The sequence below is a fragment of the Mycobacterium sp. ML4 genome (assembly GCF_054515735.1).
Window position 1 is genome coordinate 104,321 of record NZ_JBTNSY010000007.1, and the last position, 19,194, is coordinate 123,514.

A 19,194-nucleotide genomic window follows, 5' to 3' on the forward strand; every position below is an offset into this window, starting at 1 on the left:
ACCCGCTCACCCGCGGAGGTCACGCAGCGTGGCGAGCGTGCCGGCGATAAGGGGCGCATACGGGCGGAACGCCGGCGGGAAGCCGTCAACGCCGGCGGTGCCGCCGTCGTCTCCGCGTGTCCCGTCGGCCCCGGCTACCCCGTTCGCCCCGGATACGCCAGCCACGGCCCTCTGACTGGCGGGCAGGCCGGCCTGACCGTTCTGTCCGGGTGCCCCGCCGGCCGCGCCGGTACCGAAGTCGCCACCACTGCCGGCGCTGCCGCCGATGCCTGCGTGGCCCGAAAGCCCGCTGTTACCGCCGGCCCCGCCGTTCCCGCCCGCCCCCCCGCTTCCGCCGGCGCCGCCGGCCCCGCCGTCTCCACCGACCCCGACCGTGCCGTCGACACCCGCGGGCGATCCGGGAGCGCCCAGGCCACCGTTGCCGCCGCGGCCGCCGGCAGCGCCGGCACCACCGTTGCCGCCGTTGCCCCCGTTACCGCCGCTACCGCCCTGGCCGCCGTCACCTACCAACAGCCCGCCGTTCCCACCGCGCCCGCCGGCACCGCCGGCGTTACCGATCTCGCCGTTGCCCCCTGCGGCCCCGGTGCCGCCGTTTCCGCCGTTTCCGCCGTTGCCGCCGAGCCCGAGTTCTGCCGGGTCGCCGGGCCCGTTCGCGATGCCGCCGTTGCCGCCGTTTCCGCCCGCGGCGCCGGTGCCGCCGTTTCCGCCGTTTCCGCCGTTGCCGCCGGGACCGGTCGCACCCGAGCCCAACGTTCCGGTGCCGCCGCCGCGACCCTGACCGCCGTCTGCGCCGTCTCCGCCGGGTGCGCCGGCACCGCCGTTGCCGCCGTTTCCGCCGTTGCCGCCGCGTCCACCGGCGCCGCCGTACGTGTTGGAGTTGCTGTCGTTGGCGCCGTTGCCGCCACCAGCGGCGGTCCCACCGTTTCCGCCGTGGCCACCCGGCGCGCCGGCACCGCCGTTGCCGCCATTGCCGCCGCTTCCGCCGCTGCCACCCGTATCGCCGTAGTTGTCGCCGCCGTGGCCGTCTACGCCGCGAGCCCCGTTGCCACCCGTACCGCCGGCACCGCCGGCCTGCCCGGTCTGGGTGCCGTTGCCGCCGCTGACGCCGGAATTCCCGGATTGCCCGGCCTGCGTACCGTTGGTGCCAGACCCCCCATCGGCGGCCCGCGGAGTCTGGGGAAGCACGCCGGGATTGACCGCGGTCGCACCGCTCGCACCGCCGTGGCCCGTTCCGCCCTGCCCTCCGCTACCGCCGTTGCCGAGCAGGCCGGCATTACCGCCGTCACCCCCGGCTCCGGCATCGACACCGACCAGCGAGGCGCCGTTGATGGTCAGGCCTGACACTCCGTCTCCGCCGCGTCCGCCCGCGCCTCCGTCGCCGAAGACCTGTCCACCATTGCCACCGTTACCACCGGCCGCGCCCGCGGCACCGGCACCACCGGCGCCACCGTCGCCGAACCAGCCGGCATCGCCGCCCGCCCCGCCCGCGCCGCCGGCATTGGCGTGGTTGGACAGACCAAGCCCGCCGCGGCCCCCCTGGCCGCCGGCGGCCCCGTCGCCGTAGATCACACCGCCCGCGCCGCCGGTACCCCCCGCTCCGCCGATGCCGCCGCTGATGGTGCCCGATCCGCCCGCGCCGCCGACCCCGCCGTACCCCCCGCACCCGGTTAGGCCGGCGTCCCCGCCGTGACCGCCGATGCCGCCCCGGCCACCGCCCACGCCCGCTCCGCCGGCGCCGCCGTGTCCTCCGGCGCCACCGTAGCCGGTGATGCGGCCGGCAGCCCCGCCATCGCCGCCGGCCCCGCCGGCGCCGCCGGCGAACGCAGCACCGGGCCCACCCACTCCGCCGGTGCCGCCGTTGCCTCCACTGCCGAACAGACCTGCGGCCCCACCCTGTCCACCGTGTCCACCCGTGCCGCCGATGCCGGCCGCCGCCGCGTTGGCCACGCCGACGCCACCGTCGCCACCGGCTCCACCGCTTCCGGACAGTCCGGATGAGCCACCGTTGCCGCCGTTGGCGCCGATGCCTCCCGCCGCGCCGGCTCCGCCGTTGCCGAGCAGCCAGCCGGCGTTGCCCCCGTCGCCACCGGCCTGACCGGCGACACCGGCGGCGCCATCGCCGCCACTGCCGATCAACCAGCCGCCATCGCCGCCCCGGCCGCCTGGTGTTGCGGCATCCGCGCCGTCGCCGATCAACACCCGCCCGGTGAGGTTGTACACCGGTTCGTTGACGGCATTCACGGCTGCCTGACTGATCAGTTCGGAGTAGGTACGGCCGCCGGCACCGTTCTGTCCCGCGCCGCCGCTATCGCCGGGTGCGCCGACGTGGCCGGGAGCGCCGCTGCCGGCGGTCAGGTTGAAGGAGTTGCGGCCACCGCTGCCGCCGGCACCCGGGTTGCCACCGGCCCCGGCCGCGCCGCCGTGCGCACCGGCGCCGGCGGCACCGGTGTGGCCGCCGAACAGACCGGCGTCACCGCCTGCCCCGCCGGCCCCGCCCACACCGCCGCTTCCGCCGGCACCACCGTCTCCTCCGGCGCCGCCCACGCCACCGAGACCGCCACCACCGAAAATGGGCAGCGAGTATCCGTGACCCCCGCTGCCGCCGGCACCCCCGGATGCGCCGGTAGCTCCTTTGCCGCCGGCCCCACCGATGCCGGCGTCACCGCCCGCCCCGCCGTCCCCGTACAGGTATCCGCCGTGCCCGCCGGCTCCACCATTCCCACCTGCGCCGCCGTCCTGTCCGGGCGCGCCGCTGCCGCCGGCGCCGCCGGCACCGCCGTTGCCGCCCTTGGTGTTGGACGACAGGCCATTGGCGCTGTCGCCGCCACTACCGCCATTGCCGCCGGGCGCACCGATGCCCCCGGTGCCCCCGTTACCGCCGGAGCCGCCAGCGCCTTGGTGGCCGGCGGACCCGAGGCCGCCGGCACCGCCGGCGCCTCCGTCGCCACCGGCTGCTCCTGCTCCACCCTGGCCGCCGTCACCGCCGTCGCCACCGGAGCCGGCAGAACTGAACAGGGCGCCGTTACCGCCCTTTCCGCCCCCGCCTCCGTCACCGCCGGGCGCCCCGGCCCCCCCGGTGCCACCGTTGCCGCCCCTGCTCCCGTCCACCGCGTCGCCGGTGCCGGAGAAGTCCGAGCCGTCCACACCCGAACCGCCGGCACCGCCGGGACGCCCGGGCGTGTTGCTGCTGTCGACGCCGTCGCGACCGGCTCCGGCGGGTTGTGGCGCAGTGCCTGTGATGTTCGTCGTGGGATTGACGCCATCGGCGCCGCCCTGGCCTTGCCCGCCGTGTCCGCCCGCCCCGCCCGCGCCCCAGAGCCAGGCGTTGCCGCCCAGCCCACCGGCCCCGCCGTTGCGGCCGGGCAGGACGGCATCACCTCCGTTGCCGCCCGCCCCGCCGTTGCCGTGCAGCCAGCCACCGGCGCCGCCGTTTCCGCCGGCCGCACCCGTTCCGCCGGCCCCGCCGGCCCCGCCGTTACCGACGAACCCGGCTGAGCCGCCCCGACCGCCGGCCTGACCGGCCGCACCGGCAGCACCGTTACCGCCGTTACCGAACAACACGCCGCCGTCAGAACCGTTGCCGCCGGCGCCGGTCGCGTTTGCGCCATCACCGAGCAGTGGGCGGTGGAGCAGCAACTGTGTCGGGGCATTGACCACGTCCAGGAGCAGTCGCAGGGGCGACGTGTTGATGGCCTCCGCGGTCGCATAGGCGAGCGCACTCGAGGTCAAGGTCTGCTCGAACCGGCGCTGGAATGCGGCGGCTTGTGCGCTGAGCTCTTGGTAGCTCTCCCCGTAGGCGCCGAACAGGGCGGCGACCGCGGTGGACACCTCATCGGCCGCCGCGGCGGCAACGCTCGTCGTCGAGCGCGCGGCCATCCGGTTGGCCGCACTCAACGCCGCGGCGATGCCGGCCAAATCGGTTGTGGCCGAGAGCAAGAATCCAGGTACCACGGTGACAAACGACATTGGGTGCCCTCTTCCGTGAGCTTTGCGGGCGCGGCGCAACGGTGCGCATCCTGATCGCTCGAAACCTAAGTGCGCACGATTGAGCAACCGTTGTGTCATCCTGGAATACGCTGGCTGACGGGCCGCCCGGCCGGATGCCCGGAGCGGGTCTCCAAAAATTCAAATACCTTGCGTTACAGCGACGTTCAGTCGCAGTTAACGTTGCCGATTTCGCTGGCAGCCGCCGCGATGGCGGCCCGGGGACGCGGGCGCGGCCGCTGCTGCCTATTGTGTGAGCCGGGCGATTGCGAGGCGGGTGAGATGGATCTGCATTTGGCGGACAAGACCGCCGTGGTCACCGGCGCCAGCAAGGGCATCGGGCTGGCGGTGACCAAGGCGCTCGTCGCCGCGGGCGCGCATGTGGTGGCCGGGTCGCGAACGCCGGGCAAGGAACTGCCCGCGCTGGAAGAAGCCGGACAGGTGACGTACGTGTCGGTGGACCTGTCCAGGCCGCGTGGCGCGGAGGAGTTGATCGGCGCCGCCGCACGCCGTGGCGGAGTCGACATCCTGGTCAACAATGTCGGGGGTGCCACGCCCCGCCCCGCCGGGTTCGCGGGCATCACCGACGAGCAGTGGCAGGAGTCCTGGGAACTGAACATGATGGGGATCGTGCGGCCTACCCGCGCGGCGCTGCCGGAAATCGAACGCCGCGGCGGTGGGTCTGTCGTCATCGTCGGTTCGATCAACGCCTATTACCCGGGCCCGGTGACCTACGACTACTGCGCCACCAAGGCCGCCGTCACCAACCTCGCGAAAGCGCTGTCAAAAGAGTTGGGGCCGTTGAACATTCGGGTGAACTCGGTAAGCCCCGGGCTGGTGCTGACCGAGAGGTGGACGCAGGGGGGCCTGGCGGCGGAGCTGGCCGAAGCGAACGGGGAGCCCGCCGACGACGTGCTGGCCAACATCCTCGAAGACACACCGACAGGCCGCTTCACCACCCCGCAACAGGTTGCCGATCTCGTCGTGTTTCTTGCCAGCGACCGTGCCGGCAACATCAACGGAGCCGACTACCGCATCGACGGTGGGTTCGTCGGCACGTTGTGAGCCGACTTCTTCAGCTCTTCGTACGCCTGCAAAGTGTGGTGGGCCAGTAGCGAGATGTCATCGAGAGCCGCGGCGTTGCCGACGAATCCGAAGTTCATGCTGTCGTGATAGGACGCGAACGTCGCGTTGAGCCCGATCGACGCGGCCAGTGCCGAGACCGGGTAGATGCCGAGTAGGCGCGCGCCGTTGAGGTACCGGATCTCTCTGGCACCTGCCACGTTCGAAATCACCAGGTTGCATGCCGGGCGCCCCACACGGTCCAGGTGAGTGGACGCGCCCAGGCCGGCGAGAGCGACGAGTCCGACCGCGTAGGTCATCGCCGCCTCCGTCGACATCGCGGCCACCTCCTTCTTGGCGGCGGCCACCGAGTTCACCACCTGCCGGATCCGGTCGGGCATATCGGCTTCGGGTTCACCCAACCGTACGAACATCGCCGAAACCCGGGTGCCGATCGTGGTGTCGTCGCCGCCTCGCAGCGACACCGGGCACATCGCGATGAAGGGGTGCCCGAACGCGCGGCCGGTCTCGCGCAGATAGGCGTGCAGTCCCGCATCGATGACACTCACCGCGACATCGTTGAGGGTGGCCCCGAATTGGCGGCCGACGTCGTGCATCTCCTCGAGCGGCAGCGACAGGGTGGCAAAGCTCCGGCCGATCTTGAGGGGCTCGTTGGTCGGTGCGTGCTGTGCCGTGAACGGCAGGCTGCCCTCCAGATGTGAACCCATCAACCCGGCCAGCACTTTGCGTAATGCGCCCAGCGAGACCTGGTTGAGGGCCCCGACCTGGGTGACGGCCCCGCGAATCGAGTCGGTGATTCTGCCGAGGAATGGCGTGTGCGGATGCGGTGCAGGTGCCGGCGCGTCGAGCGCGAACGCCGGCTTCGGGATGCACGGTTCATCGGAGGTGCTTAAGCCCTCATACAGGCGCTTGAGACCGGACTCACCGTCGATGATGCAGTGGTGGGTCTTGGTGTAGATGGCGAACATGTCGTCGGGCAACCCGTCGATCACCCAGCAGCGAAACAGCGGCCGGCTCCGATCGAGTTGAGGCTCATGCAGATCGGCGATCAGGCGTAGCAGGTCGTCGTAGGACGCTCCGGCGGGCAGCGCCAGGTGTTCGACGTGGTAGTGCGGGTCCCAGTTGTCCACCTCGCGGAAGTGGGGTCCGCCGCGACCCATGACCTCGGGGACGTAGTTGAACGGCGGCGTCGGCGAAAGTGCCCGGTACGCCTTCACGATGTCGCGCACCAGGGACTCTCGGCCCGGCGGCTTCTGGAACAGCAGCATCGCACCGACATGGGTGGTGCCGCCCGGCGACTCGATCAGCAGCCATGAAAGGTCCAGCGGCGGAATGGGTTTTGTCATGACGGGTCTCCTGTCCAGCTGAGATGCTGCGCTTGAGCGACGGTCGTCGCGAGGGCATTAGGACCCCTTTTGAGCACTCCAAAGTCACTAGCGGCAGCCCGAGCAGGTCCGGCCGCCCTGACCGGCGTGTCGTAAAGTTCGCAGGACACATCGTGTGGGCGGAGTCGATGCCATGACCCAGGTCCTGTGGAAGTCCGACGGGCTGCTCGAGGCCCCGCGCCCGCTGCCCGACGGGTCGGTGCTCTTCGCCGATACCACCGCCGGCGGTGTCTACCGGTGGTCCGATGAGGGCGTGTCCACCGTGCTGGACAGGCGTCGCGGCATCGGCGGGATCGCGGTTCATGCCGCCGGGGGACTGTTGGTGAGTGGGCGTGATCTCGCCTACGCCGGGCCGGCTGGCCTTGACACCGTGTGGGCACCCGAGGGCGCGACCGGGGTCAACGACCTGACCGTGGGTCCGGACGGATCGGTGGTGGCCGGCGTGCTACGCCATCACCCTCGGCGCGGTGAGACGGCCGGGCCCACCGAACTGGTGCAGATCGCACCCGACGGCGCAACCAGCATCCTTTCGCGAGACATGTTGTGGCCCAACGGTATCGGATATGCAGCGGACGAACAGCGACTGTACGTATGCGAGTACGCGGCTGCGCGGGTGCGGGTCATCGGTCCCCACGGTTCGTCGGTATTCGCCCAGGCACCCCGGGGGGAGTGCGACGGCCTGGCCGTGGACTCGGCGGGCGGTGTCTGGGTCGCACTCGGAAGTGGCTGCGGCGTTGCACGATTCGACTCAGATGGCATGCTCGGCGACATCATCGAGCTGCCCGGCCGGTTCGTCTCGTCAGTCGCTTTCGCCGGAACTCAGTTGTACATCACCACCATCGGCGCGTTGCTCCGGATGGATGTCGGGGTGCAGGGGCTCAGGATGCCGGTGGCGACCATTCCGGTCTAGCAGACGGGGCGTCGCGTCGCACTCTGGCCCGGTTGTCGGGTTGTCCGCGGTGGGTATCGTGTACTACAACGCGGTGCCGCGGCGGTATTGGTATCACGCCTGGTGGTTCCTGCCGCACTCGATCGTGCGCGGCGGAATCGACAAGGTGCACCTCGGGCCGGAGGTCACACCGTTACAACTGAGTTGTGGCTGTCACCATGGAGTGGTGACCACCGCAATTATCCTGGTGATCCTGGTGCTCCTCGGATTGGGCATCATCATCAACGGGCTGCTCCGACTGCGCCGCTGGCTCGGTAACGCGCCGCCCGGCGACGTCCCGCCGGAAGGAACCGCCGGTCCGGTTCCCGACCATACCGAGTAGCCGGTACCACGGGACGATGCCCGACACCCGGAGAGAACCAGACGTTCTTAGCTAACTAGTTCTTCCCGCTTGTCTGACGGAAAGCGGCGACAGTGTCCGCCACGGTGTCCCGCGGGTCCCGGTAGGTGATGCCCAAATCCTGTTCGCTCGGTGAGTCGTCGGATTCGGGCATCTGCGTGTAGTACTGCATGCCGGCCCCGGTGAGCGGATTGTCGAAGGGCAGATAGGGTCCCGCGAGATCCAGCACTCTGCCGGCAACGCGCAGAGCGGCATCGGGGACCGGCACCGCAACCATGGGCGTATCGGCGACCTGGCCCAGCATCTTGGCGAGCTCGGTCACCGGCACCCGGTGTCCGCCGGCCATGTAACGGCGCGGCCCGCGCCCCGGCTCGAGCAGCGCCACATGCAGAGCCGCCAGATCGCGGGCATCGACGATCAACCAGCCCGCGTTGCGCCCAGGGATCGCGTGCATCTGCAGCGCGGCCTTCACCCCTTCGCCCGCTTCGCCGAACTGGTTCCCGACGGGGGGACCCAGGACCATGCCCGGATAGGTGATGGTCACAGGGGCACCGGCGTCCTGCAGGCCGCGGGCATAGATCTCCACCTGCGCCTTGGACGTGCCGTAACCGTCGGTGCCTCCCACCACCGGAAGATCGGCCGTCAGCGTGTCGAGGTTCGGATGGAACAAAGCCGTGAAACTCGATACGTGGATGATCGGGTCGAGGCCCAGCTGGACCGCCTGGCCCAGGACGTTGCCCGCGCCGTGCATGTTGGTGCTCAACATCTCCGGCGTCTGACGCGGGTCGGTGGCCACTAGGGCGGCGCTGTGCACGACGGCATCGCAGCCGGTGAGCGCCTCGCGTACCGAGTCTCGGTCTTTGATGTCACCCTCGACGTAGTCGGAGACATCGACGCCGAGCGCGCCCACCGAGGTCTTCAACTTCGCCGGGGTTCGGACCAGGAAGCGGACGGAGTGGCCGGCATCGGCAATGGCCTTGGCCGTCCATCCGCCTACGAAACCGGTGCCACCGGTTACCAGAACGCGCATGCTGCGATTCTGCAATGCAGGATCAACCCACCATGCGCCGGGGGTTGGACGGCGCCGGACTTACTCCCGTTCATTGGTGATGGTTTAGAGCTTGCCCGCGGCGAAGTCGGCGCCCTGATCCACTTGGCCGTTCACCGGATACGACGTGTGGGCGACCGGGCTGTTGCCGGCGCCGCAGATGCCGTCACCGGGTGCACACAACTCGAGGGTCTTGGCCTGATACGACGGGCCGATGACGATCGGCGGCGCACCATACCGGGTCAGAAACCGGTCTGATGGCGTTCCGAACAGCACGACCGCGGCGACGTGATTGGCTACATCCGGCGCCAGCGGGGCGGGCACGGCCGAAGCCGGCACGCCGGGCGGCACGCTGGCTGCGGTGACGAAACCGGAAACCGCTGCGCCCTGCGAGTAACCGCCCACCACCTCCCGGGTCTGCGGGCAAGTCGCCGCCATGGACTGCAGGTGTGCGCCTTCGTCGCGGATGCCGTCGATCACGCTCGCCGGAAAGTCGGGATTGGAAAAGTCGGTGCCGGCTCGGTAATTGACCGCGTAGACGCCGAGCGACCGCGCGCCGATTCGTGAACGCAGGGCTTCGACGAAGGGCCCGCCGATGCCGCCGACGCCGGGGGCTTCCCCGCTACCTCGGGCGAATACCACCTCGACATCGGGACAGGGTTGCGCTGAAGCGGAGGGGACCCAAGTGCCCACCAGAAACGACGTGCTTGCCGCCACCCCTATGCCGGTGGCCGCTGCCAGCCGCCGGGCCCAGCGCAGCATGTGTTGTTGCATTCGATCCCCTTCGACATCGGCGAGCGAAAAAGCTGCCCCACGCGCAATCGACCGAACCGCGCGGGACAGCTTTGTCGGCAAAGTAAAAGTGTTGCCGGCGAACGTATCTCGCCGCTGCTACTTCTTGAAGGCGTCTTTGACCTTTTCGCCCGCGTCCTTGAGGCTGGACTTCGCCTGGTCGAACCGGCCTTCGTTCTCGGTGCTCCGGTCCCCGCTGGCCTTGCCCACGGTTTCCTTCGCCTTACCACCCAGGTCCTCGATCTTGTTCTTGACCTTGTCTTCGGCACTCATGAAATGCGGCTCCTTTTCGCTTTTTGGCTGACCGCAAGGTAGTACCCGGGTCCGCCGGGTTTCGAAACCAAAGGCTGTCGCCTAGCGCACCCGTCGGCGCCGCCGGAACGCGTTTCGGACGTCCAAACCGGTGTCCTTGACGTTCGCCTTCGCCTGATCCAGTTTGCCTTCATACTGGGTGCGCCGGTTGCCGGAGAGGCGACCGATGCTCTCCTTGGCTCTGCCGCCCCAGTATCGGGCTGCGTTGCTCAATCGATTGTTGGTAGCCATCGGTGGTGCATACCCGTTGTGCGGCGGCTTCATTCTCCGGCGGCGGTCAATGGGTGGGCACCGTCCCCCGCGATAGCGTCAACGGAAGATCGGCGTAGGTGACAATGCCGGGAGCGGCGGCGACCACGGCCGGTATGGCGTTGATCGCCGGCATCGCCGTCATGATGTGACCGAGCGCCATGAACTCGGCCAGCGTTGTGGCCTGGAAGTACGGCGGCGGCAGGAAACCGACCTTGGTGGTCACCGTCGGCTGCCCGTCGATCTGAATCATCCAGCCGTCCTGTTCGATCTTCCAGTCGGGTTCGAGCGTCTGCCCCTTGCGCCACCGGACATTGAGGTCGATGACGGTTCGGTCGCCTATCAGGCCCTGCCAGCTTATGTAGACGCCGGCGACGCATCCCGCCGATATGGTCCACGACGCCATCTCGAGATCAGCTGTGGTTTGCGCGAATTCGGACACACACCGGATCTCGTCGAGCTCCACGCCGAGCGCGTCGGCGACCAACCGAACCGCCTCGCCGAATATCGCGGTGCCCTTCTCGGCCATCCGTGCCAGCTCCGGGTGGTCGATGCGCTGGCCGAAGCCCACCGGCTTCTCGGTGTCGGGGGAGTCGTAGAACGTGGTGTCTGCCGCCTCGTTGACGGTGACCTTGTCCACGCGGTTGCACACCATCGCCGACACGATGGCCAGCAGCTCGGCGAAGCCGGGGCTGACGCCGGAGCCGAACATCGTCGAGCCGCCCTCCAGACATGCCGCGGCGATGCGGTCGCGGCCGTCGCCCAGGTTGTGCCCGGTGATGAACGACGCCGTCGTCACCACATTCACCCCGGCGGACAGGATGCGGACCAATTCGTCGACGTCGCTCCACATCGGGTTGTAGACCACGCAATCCGGTTTGAGCGCCAGCAACGCCTCGACGTCGCCGGTGGCGGTCACTCCGATAGGGCCGATACCGGCCAGTTCACCGGCGTCACGACCGGCCTTGTCCGGTGACCACGCGAAACATCCGACCAGTTCGAATTGGGTGTTGGCGACGACGGACTGCAATGAACTCTTACCGACGTTTCCGGTCGTCCACTGCACGACTCGATATTTGTTGGGCACTCGCTCAGCATAGAGAAGCCGGGTGATGGCGCCTAGTACGACGATTCGCTCGCCAGCAGCTCGGCCAGGAAAGCATCCGGCGGCGGTTGCTCCAACCGGGCCCGCACCCAGTGCCGTACCCGGTCCCGGGCTTCCCGGGGCTCCGCGGCCTCCGGCAGCGGAACTCCGACCACTACCGACGTGGCCGGCCAATTGTGGTTCCAGGCAGCGACTTCCGTCATCTCGCCCCGATCGGCGTCGATCAGGGGGACGGTGGCCCGGCCGTTGGCGTCCAGTGCGCCGGCACCGGTCACGTCTCCTGATTGCACCCGAACGGCGATGTCGGTGGGCGGGTCCGGACCGATCACTTCCGCACGCACCACGGCGACGACGGCCGGGCCGGCCGCCTCGACGCTCCAGTCGACGGTGTCTTCGGCCGCGTCGAAGATTCCCGGCGGCACCGCACCCCAGTTGATCGACGCGACGCCCCGCCCGATCGCCGCCGCGGAGAACGGGCCTGAATCCGCACCGGCGGCCAGCGCGTAGTCATCGCGGTAACCGCTCGGCGAAGCGAGTCCGCCGAGCGAATCGCGCACTGCGGCCGAAAGATCCGACCAGCCGCCGCCGTCCAGTCCCAACTCGTCGGCCAGCTCGGCGCCGGCGCGGACCAGGTCGCGTACCCGGGCATCCTCGGTTCTCGCGTGAGCGATCAGCGCCGCGGCGTGTGGGTCAATGAGTTGGGTGACATCTGAATCCAGCGTGTCGTCGGTAAAGAAACCCTGCGCGCCGACCGTCAGCAGCGCCACCTCGACATCGAGCAGGGCGCGGTCGAGGGCGGGGATCCCGTCGCGGCGGCTGGCCGGCCACCAGCGCCGCAGCCAATGGCCCAGGGCGAGCCGACGGAGCGGGGCCATCGACCCGGGCGTGATGCCGACGCCCGGCACTTCGTTGGCCATCTCGTCGGCCGCAGCGGCCGCCAGCAGCGCGACATGGCCGGATTGGCCGATTACGCGCCACAGCCAGTCGGCGCGGGTGGGGTCGGTGAAGGCGATCTGCACGGAGTCGGCGCCCGCCGGATCATCGACGATCCATGACAGCACCGCGCCGCTGACTTCGAGCACCGCGACCAGCGGCATCGGTTGCTCGAGGACCCTGCCCAGCCTCATCCGGCCACCTGCAATTCCAGCATCGACTTGATGCGTTGCCGATGGTCCAGGCTGACCGATCTGGCCACGCCCTCCAGTAGTGACCGCACCTCGTCGACGTCCGCACAGGGCTCCTGCCACACGTCGCGTCCGTGCAACCGCGCCCACAGCCGGCTCAGGTAGGGCTGTGGGTAACGGGCCAGATCGTCGACGACCTGCTGTTGTCGCGGATGGATCGGTCCGACCTCGGTGAGATACCGCCGCGCGTGCAGGACGTAGGCCTCCTTGCGCAGCCGCGCCTGGATCTGTGCGGCCAGCGGGTAGCGGCTGTTGACGGACCGGTCCAGCGGCGCGAGCTCACCCGCGACTTCGATGCCGGTCACCAACGTTGCCTGCTTGTCCTCGGCCAGCAGCCCCCACGGCGCGCAGGCGCGGTCGACCTCCTCTTCACACAGCATCGGGATATCGGGTAGCGCATCGCGGTCCAGGGCGCGGCGCAGCGTGGCGCGTACCCGGTCCACCACCGTGCGGTCCAGCGGCCGATCGCTGTCATTGCCGCCGGCTATGCGCGGTGGTCGTTGCGGCGCAACCGAACTCAACCCGATTTCAACGATGGACCATGGCAGTTCGGCCCCGTCGACGCGGATCAGGGCGCCCAGGTTGTACGGGGTGGCATCAGCAATGACCGATGACCACACCCGTTGGCGCGCGGTGGCTGCGGTATGGCTCCGCGCCGGCCCGAGCACGGTGGACAGCGCGGCCAGAAACGTTTCCAGTGCTGCCGGTGCGGGACGCACGTCGCGCCAGCTCCCGTCGAGTTGGGCGGCCAGGGCGGCCACGACGCCGGGATCGGCGACATACTCGTTGAGCTCTTCGATCGCCGTGCGATCCCGGCCCCGGTGCACGTCGTGCAGAACCGCCGCGGCGGCCTCCTGATCTTGCGGTGTGGGCGCGCCTTTGGTGACCGCAAGCTCGAAGCACACCGGAAAATACAGCTCCTGGGCGTTGCCGCTGCGTATCCGCAATCTGCGGCGTTCGAGCTTGAGCACCTCGAACCAGGCTGCCGTGTAACGCAATTGGCCCGCACTCCCGACGATGAGGTCGTGCATCTCAGCGGCGGTGTCGTTCTCCACGATCGGCGTGGAGAACTGGGGGTTGGAGCGCAGCCGCAGGACCAGCGGATCGATGATGCGTTTGACCGTACGGGTCAGTGGTCCACCGTCCTCGCTGCTGAGCACCTCTACACCCGGGCCGACGGCGCGCCATGCCAAGTCGATCACCGCCCGGCGCGGTTGTCCCGCCGCGCGGCTGTCCACGGCAGCCGGTGCCTGCGGGTCGGCGCTCATGACCACAGAATAGGGGCACGCGTAAAAATTCCGGTACTCGAAAAGTTGGGTTCGGTAGCGCTCGGAGGCCCCCAGACTGACCGCATGAACAGTGAGTTATGGCTGGCAGTGGCCAGTATCGTCGTTGCCGCGACCGCCGCCGTGTGGGTGAGCCGGATCCGAGGATCGGCGCGTCAGTCCGCGAAGCGCCTTGCCGTCGGAGTGGGAACGGTACGCACCGTCGCCGGGGACCGGCCCGAAGCGGTCGGCGGAGAACGCGAGATCTGGATCGAGGTATCCAGCGTGCAGGGCGACACGTTCGTGGGCCGGCTGGTGCACCATGGTTGCGACGCTGACCTTGCTGCCCTGCGCCCCGGACTGGTGGTGCTGGTGGCCTTCGATCCCGCATCCCGCGAACGGCTTTCGTTACCCGACGACGTACTGGCCGTGCGTGCGTCCGGTCCGGCGCCGTCATGACGTCACCGGGTCCCGTCCACGGCGAACGTGACCAGGGCGGCCCAGAACAGTGGGCTTGCGGTGCGGGCTCCGTCGCGCCAGTGCCGCAGTTGTGAACGCTGCCAACGGTTCACAGCACACCCGGGCTCAGGCTCTTGGTGTGCGGTATCGACGGCGATGATGACGTCGGCCATCGCGTCCGGTGCCGGCTCATCACCGGCCGCGGCGAATCGGCGAAAAGCAGCGGTGGTGGGCAATGACCACAGGGTTGCGGTCACCACCTGGGCACCGCCCAGAATCATCGCCGCCACCAGGCCTGTGGCCTCGTCGAACTGGTAATCACCGCCGGATGCGCACGCCAGCAGGGCAACCCGCGGCGGCATCGGTAACCGCAACGACATCAGATCCGAAGCGGTCAGGGGGCGGTGGTTGCCGATGGCGACCGCGTCGCCCGGGACTGCGGCGGTGCATGCGAGATGCAGCGCGGCGCGGTCCGCGAGCGCCAACTCGCCATCGGCTGAGCTGGCGTGTCCGACATACATGAGTCGGCTCGGATGCCGGGCCAGCAGATCGGCAAGCCACCGGCGATCCGCGTCCTGTCGGCGGAATAACTCAATGGTGTCTCCGACGCTCGGCAGCACCTCGCGTCGCCGCCTCAACCCGGCGAAGTGCCGCGTCAAAATCGTTTGCTCGGAGGGCCGGCCGAGCACCGATCCCAGTGCCGAATCCGGTCGCTGCCCCGGCACCCGGGGATCGAGTATCAGTAGCGGCGGCCCGTCCTGGCGGTCGTCCCAGCACGCGGGTGTCCGCGCCGCGTGCACGATATTCTGGGGCGCCGCCAAGAGTACGTCGACCAGCTCCAGCAACCGGTAGCCGTCGGTGTGCTCGCGAACATCGGCCAGTTGCCAAGGGATTTGGGCGGCGACGCGGCCTGCGGCGGTGATCGCCTGTTGGCGGGCACGCACCAATTCCTCTTTGCTCGGGCCCGACTTCGGCATTGCCAGTAGCCCCCATGGCACCCGCGCCAGTCGTGCGCTCGGGGAGACGAACAGCGTCGGGCGCGGCGACGCGACGCAGTCGGCCAGAAGTTGCCAGCCGGCGGCTCCGATCAGCAACACCCCCAGGATGTACGCGATCGTCAGCTCAGTCTCGGGCGCCGCGAACGCTCCGCGGCCAAGGGCGCGTTCAATCGCGTCTCGGCGGCTCTCGTCGCCCTGCGGTTCGGGCAGCGCGCCGGTCAGTTCATCCAGGGCCGCCAACAGAATCGGCTCTTCCACAACCCAGTTGACGGTCCGCGAGGGATCGCCTACCACCCGCAGACTGGCATAGGTGGCGATACCGACGTCTGCGTACCGCAGCACCAGCGTCAACCGGTCCGGTGCGCTCACGGCCAGGTCGTCCACGCCGGTTCGGCGGCGGTGACCGCTCGTCCGTAGCGCTGCCGGGCCAGCGTGCGGTAGTGACTCAGGATCGGCCCGGCACCGGGATGCATCTGCAGCGGGGGTAACGGGCCGAGCCGAGTCACCGAATCACCGCCCGGGACAGGGGAACCGGCCGCCGTAGCTGCCGGCGTGAGTTCGTCGTCGGTCTCGATGAACGCCGGAGCGGCGGCGGTCGACTCCCATTCGCCGGCCTGCCGTTGCTCCCGTTCTTTGCTGAAAGTTCCCCGCGCACTGTGGTATTCGACGAGCTCGCTGACCAGTTCGGTGTTCTCCCATTCCCAGGCGACCGCGAAGGCGCCGGCGAGCACCGGCGCCGAGACCCGGGCCGCCCAGCGGGACCGGGCGTCGGGGTCGGCGATCGAGTGCCGCACCGAGTCGACCGCCAGCGCGGCGGGCACCTTGAGTTCTGCGGCCTGTTCCAGCTTGCTCAGCGCCCGCCGATGCTCCGGCGTGCCGACCTCGCCGCGCAAGATGCCCAGCGCCTCGGCCTGCCGGGCCCCGGTCTCGCGTAGCGATTCGTCAGGATTTCCCGCAGCGTCGAATCCCATGTCTGACAGTGCATCAGCTCGCCACACCGTGCCGAGGTGACTGTCGAGCAGCGCATACTGCAGCCAGCTGCTGCGTGGCGACGAATCCAGTAACTCCCGGGCCTGCGCGATCAACTCGACCGCGTCGGCGAAGCGGCCGCAAAAGATCGCAATCCAGCTGCGCTGCAGAAGAATGCGATGCAGATGCAACGGCTTGCCCAGCTCACGCCAGTGCCGCTCGGCCTCTTCCCAGCAGTGGTCGGCTTCTTCCAGTGCGCCGCCGGCCAGCCGGGTGAGGCCCAGGTACAGCCAGCAGCGGGAGACGTCGTGCGCACGCGCGTAGCGGCTGATCACCTGATAGGCCCCGGTGGCCAGCTCCTCGGTCGTGACGTGGTCACCGATCGTCCAGGCCGCCGCCGCCCGCTCCAATTGCGTTCGCGCCGTTGCAAGTTCCCACCCGTTGGCCTGGGCCCGCGCTCCGGCGCGGCGTAGCCAGCGTTCGGCCTCGGAGAGACGGCCCGTCTCGACGCAGAATCTTCCGTAGCCCGTGGCGGCAAGAACCCATACATACCGGGCATATGTGGTCGTCGTGGCGTTACGCCCCAGCACGTCGAGGACCCGTTCCCACAGCGGAACGGATCGCACGTGCAAATCGTCGTCGCACAACGCCGTTGCGCACAACACACGGGCATGGGTGCACAGGTTGGCCTGTTCGTCGGCCAGGTCGGGGAAATCGGGATCGGGCTCGGTCAGCACGTCCAGCGCAACCCGTGCCTGCTCATGATCCCCCTGCGCGGCGGCCAGGCCGGCGTGCAGGAACTGTGCCCGCCGCGAATAGCGGCAGATCATACGAGCGATCTCGGTCTGCGAGAGGCGCACCTGCTCGGCCGCCTCCGGCCGGCTGCCGGCCAGGATGTCCCGGTAGATGGTCAACGGTTCACGGATACGCCGAATACATTCGTGCACACCATCATTGACCCCCCGAGCCAAGTAGATGGCGCCGAGTTGGGCGAAGACTTCCAGCATCAGATCGTCACGATCCGCCTGCTCGATTCGGGGCATCAGCGACAGCAGCAGATCCTTGGCCCCGCTCTCGTCAGCCGCGAACGCCAGAGTCTGAGCGCGTTCGAGTTCGGCGGAGATCGACACGGCTGCATCATAAGTCCGGCCAATCCGAAACGGCGGACATGCAGTGCATGCCCGCCGTCCCGAACCACCCCTGGTCAGCCGCACGACACCTTGATGTTGAAGTCTTTGGTGATCATGCCGGCCATCGGGTTCTTCAGGTCGGCGCCCTGCGCCTGGCCGGTGATGGTGTACGTCTTGCCATCGACCGCGACCTTGGCCGAGCCGACCTTGGAACCCATGCTGTCTGCCACCGACAAGGCGTTGCCGTCGACCACCAGGGCCAGCGATTCAACGGTGGGCGGATTGCCGTCGGCCATCACCACCGCCAGGGCCTGCTGTCCGCCGGTGGAGCCGCTGCCGATGTTGATCTTGCCGGCCTGCTTGACGCAGGTCACCGACGAGGGATTCAGCCCGGGCAGATCCGAGCCGCCGACCTGGACCGAGGTTCCGGATCCGTTGTTGGTGGCCACGCTCGCCGGGCCGTTGGACGCCGGACTGGCAGTGTGGCCGCCGCTGGAGCAGCCGACCAGCGCGGACGCGCAGCCAAGTGTTCCGATCGCCACCGCGAAAACACGCTTCACTGAACTTCCTTCCGTCATGCGCCGCCCTGTTGGCGTCGTCATGGGAGAAGTACAGATCGCCGTTCCCGCTACCGATCCCAATTATCGTGGCGGCATGGCAACCGTGAAATGGCTGGAAAGGCCGGAGAGCCACGATTTTCCGGCCGCCGCCGACTACCTGGGACTGCTCGCGGACATACACACCGTCAACGAAGTAATTGAGCGGCTGCGGTCCGGCGCCATCGCGCACAAGAAGGCCAAGGACATTCTTCGGGCTGCCCGGTTGCGGTTGCTCGACGAGGGAAATCCGCATGTGGCCGCGGACCTGACGAAGATCAAGAAAGGGCAACCGCTCTCGCCCATTCTGCTGGTACGCGGCGACTATGCGGCTGGTGTGCCGTTGCAGGTCGCGGACGGCTACCACCGGGTGTGCGCCAGCTACCACACCGACGAGAACACCGACATCCCAGTAATTATCGTGTAGCGCCGGCGGCGTTAATGAGGAACTACTCCTCGACCGCAACGCCGCCCCTGCTGCGCCGGCGGCGATGTGAGGTCTTGCCGGTGGGACGGCGGTTGCGCAACCGTGGCGGCGCTTCGGCCGTCTTCTCGGATACCGGCGCTTCGACAGTTTCAGCGGTTTCGGGGGCCGGCTCTGCGGCCGATTCCGGGCTCTCGTCTTCCAGCGTGACTTCCGCGGGAACCTCTGAGGCCTCGGACTCCTCCGGCTCCGCGGCCTCGTCAGCGTCTTCGGCGTCCTCGTCTTCGGCGTCCTCGTCGGTCTCGTCGGACTCCTCGTCGACGACCTCGGAGCCTTTTGCGCGCTTCTTGCCCCGGATGCGACGCTCTTTGACCTTCTTCGGCTTGATCGGTTTGGGCGGTGGCGGCGGCAGCTCGGCGACGAACGACAAGTAGAACGCGAAGAATCCGAGAACGCCGATCGCGGCGGCTGCTCCGTAGATCGCGAACAACCACTGACCGGCGGAGTCCAGGCTGAACCAGTGTTCGCTGATCGCCGTGCCGATGATGAGCACCCCGGCCAGGATGTGCGCCACGATCGAGCAGGTCCTGATGGTCAGTGCCAGCTGCGGCGTGGCCAGCTCCGGCTTGCGGGTGCGCAGCAGCGTGAACACCACGGGCAGGGCGGCCAGGCCGAGCAGCGCGCCGGTCACGATGCGCAGCGTCATCCCCGCCCCGCTGGAGATGTCGCCCATCAGCTCGGGCCACCGTGGCAGGACGAAATAGTAGAACAGGACGCCGGCGCCGATCGTGAACGATGCGTGCCACAGGATGGCGACCTTGCGCCCCATACCACTCCCTCAAGCTGGTGAACTCAAGCCGCCGAAAACCGGCCGGGCCCGATGCCCACAACCGGCATCGTGCCTGGTCGCACGGCAGACCGT

17 protein-coding genes and 1 pseudogene are annotated in these 19,194 nt (G+C 69.0%); 5 read left to right on the forward strand and 13 right to left on the reverse strand.

Annotation, left to right across the window (positions count from 1 at the left end; genetic code table 11):
• Positions 1–6: 6 nt before the first annotated feature.
• Positions 7–3,966: a PE family protein gene (locus ACX9NE_RS09640; protein WP_459361454.1), complete on the reverse strand. Its 3,960-nt coding sequence runs from the start codon at positions 3,964–3,966 to the stop codon at positions 7–9.
• A gap of 300 nt (positions 3,967–4,266) precedes the next feature.
• Between ACX9NE_RS09640 and ACX9NE_RS09645 the strand changes: the two genes are divergently transcribed.
• Positions 4,267–5,049: an SDR family NAD(P)-dependent oxidoreductase gene (locus ACX9NE_RS09645; protein WP_459361455.1), complete on the forward strand. Its 783-nt coding sequence runs from the start codon at positions 4,267–4,269 to the stop codon at positions 5,047–5,049.
• On the opposite strand, the gene ACX9NE_RS09650 is transcribed toward ACX9NE_RS09645, so the two are convergent.
• Positions 5,013–6,413: a wax ester/triacylglycerol synthase family O-acyltransferase gene (locus ACX9NE_RS09650; protein ID WP_459361456.1), complete on the reverse strand. Its 1,401-nt coding sequence runs from the start codon at positions 6,411–6,413 to the stop codon at positions 5,013–5,015. The genes ACX9NE_RS09645 and ACX9NE_RS09650 overlap by 37 nt on opposite strands.
• A 172-nt stretch (positions 6,414–6,585) precedes the next feature.
• Between ACX9NE_RS09650 and ACX9NE_RS09655 the strand changes: the two genes are divergently transcribed.
• Both ACX9NE_RS09655 and ACX9NE_RS09660 read left to right on the forward strand, forming a co-directional pair.
• On the forward strand, positions 6,586–7,362 hold the full coding sequence (locus ACX9NE_RS09655; RefSeq protein ID WP_459361457.1) for an SMP-30/gluconolactonase/LRE family protein: 777 nt from the start codon (positions 6,586–6,588) through the stop codon (positions 7,360–7,362).
• Positions 7,363–7,426: 64 nt separating this feature from the next.
• A pseudogene (locus ACX9NE_RS09660) lies at positions 7,427–7,534 on the forward strand (PPOX class F420-dependent oxidoreductase); the annotation flags it as partial.
• 244 nt (positions 7,535–7,778) lie between these two features.
• On the opposite strand, the gene ACX9NE_RS09665 reads toward ACX9NE_RS09660, so the two are convergent.
• From ACX9NE_RS09665 to ACX9NE_RS09695, 7 genes are all read right to left on the reverse strand, one after another.
• Positions 7,779–8,771, reverse strand: a complete 993-nt coding sequence (locus ACX9NE_RS09665; protein WP_459361458.1) for an NAD-dependent epimerase/dehydratase family protein — start codon at positions 8,769–8,771, stop codon at positions 7,779–7,781.
• Between the two features lie 84 nt (positions 8,772–8,855).
• The gene (locus ACX9NE_RS09670) at positions 8,856–9,563 is read right to left on the reverse strand and encodes a cutinase family protein (protein WP_459361459.1); all 708 of its coding nucleotides are present in this window, start codon (positions 9,561–9,563) and stop codon (positions 8,856–8,858) included.
• A 117-nt stretch (positions 9,564–9,680) separates the two neighbouring features.
• Complete coding sequence (locus tag ACX9NE_RS09675; RefSeq protein ID WP_459361460.1) at positions 9,681–9,854, reverse strand: CsbD family protein; 174 nt, start codon at positions 9,852–9,854, stop codon at positions 9,681–9,683.
• Between the two features lie 81 nt (positions 9,855–9,935).
• Positions 9,936–10,124 carry a CsbD family protein gene (locus ACX9NE_RS09680; RefSeq protein WP_459361461.1) on the reverse strand — a complete coding sequence of 63 codons (189 nt, stop codon included), beginning with the start codon at positions 10,122–10,124 and terminating at the stop codon, positions 9,936–9,938.
• A gap of 46 nt (positions 10,125–10,170) precedes the next feature.
• Positions 10,171–11,229 (reverse strand): NAD(P)H-dependent amine dehydrogenase family protein, encoded by a 1,059-nt coding sequence (locus ACX9NE_RS09685; RefSeq protein ID WP_459361462.1) that lies wholly within the window; start codon positions 11,227–11,229, stop codon positions 10,171–10,173.
• Between the two features lie 32 nt (positions 11,230–11,261).
• Positions 11,262–12,374 carry a hypothetical protein gene (locus tag ACX9NE_RS09690; protein ID WP_459361463.1) on the reverse strand — a complete coding sequence of 371 codons (1,113 nt, stop codon included), beginning with the start codon at positions 12,372–12,374 and terminating at the stop codon, positions 11,262–11,264.
• On the reverse strand, positions 12,371–13,699 hold the full coding sequence (locus tag ACX9NE_RS09695) for a hypothetical protein (RefSeq protein ID WP_459361464.1): 1,329 nt from the start codon (positions 13,697–13,699) through the stop codon (positions 12,371–12,373). The genes ACX9NE_RS09690 and ACX9NE_RS09695 overlap by 4 nt, the downstream gene beginning before the upstream one ends.
• Positions 13,700–13,783: 84 nt before the next feature.
• Here ACX9NE_RS09695 and ACX9NE_RS09700 point away from each other — a divergent pair, with 84 nt between their 5' ends.
• A complete protein-coding gene (locus ACX9NE_RS09700; protein ID WP_459361465.1) occupies positions 13,784–14,155 on the forward strand; it encodes a hypothetical protein in 372 nt (123 codons plus the stop codon).
• Between the two features lie 2 nt (positions 14,156–14,157).
• Here ACX9NE_RS09700 and ACX9NE_RS09705 read toward each other — a convergent pair whose 3' ends face one another.
• The 3 genes from ACX9NE_RS09705 to ACX9NE_RS09715 all read right to left on the reverse strand — a co-directional run bounded on the left by ACX9NE_RS09705 (position 14,158) and on the right by ACX9NE_RS09715 (position 17,830).
• Complete coding sequence (locus ACX9NE_RS09705) at positions 14,158–15,522, reverse strand: CHAT domain-containing protein (RefSeq protein WP_459361466.1); 1,365 nt, start codon at positions 15,520–15,522, stop codon at positions 14,158–14,160.
• A complete protein-coding gene (locus ACX9NE_RS09710) occupies positions 15,519–17,252 on the reverse strand; it encodes a hypothetical protein (RefSeq protein ID WP_459361467.1) in 1,734 nt (577 codons plus the stop codon). Before ACX9NE_RS09710 ends, ACX9NE_RS09705 begins: the two co-directional genes overlap by 4 nt.
• Positions 17,253–17,326: 74 nt before the next feature.
• Positions 17,327–17,830, reverse strand: coding sequence for a lipoprotein LpqH (locus tag ACX9NE_RS09715; protein WP_459361611.1), 504 nt, complete (start codon positions 17,828–17,830; stop codon positions 17,327–17,329).
• Between the two features lie 76 nt (positions 17,831–17,906).
• Here ACX9NE_RS09715 and ACX9NE_RS09720 point away from each other — a divergent pair, with 76 nt between their 5' ends.
• A complete protein-coding gene (locus ACX9NE_RS09720; RefSeq protein ID WP_459361468.1) occupies positions 17,907–18,275 on the forward strand; it encodes a hypothetical protein in 369 nt (122 codons plus the stop codon).
• Positions 18,276–18,297: 22 nt separating this feature from the next.
• Here the strand turns inward: ACX9NE_RS09720 and ACX9NE_RS09725 are convergent, their stop codons facing one another.
• Positions 18,298–19,101, reverse strand: a complete 804-nt coding sequence (locus tag ACX9NE_RS09725; protein WP_459361469.1) for a hypothetical protein — start codon at positions 19,099–19,101, stop codon at positions 18,298–18,300.
• Positions 19,102–19,194: the final 93 nt, after the last annotated feature.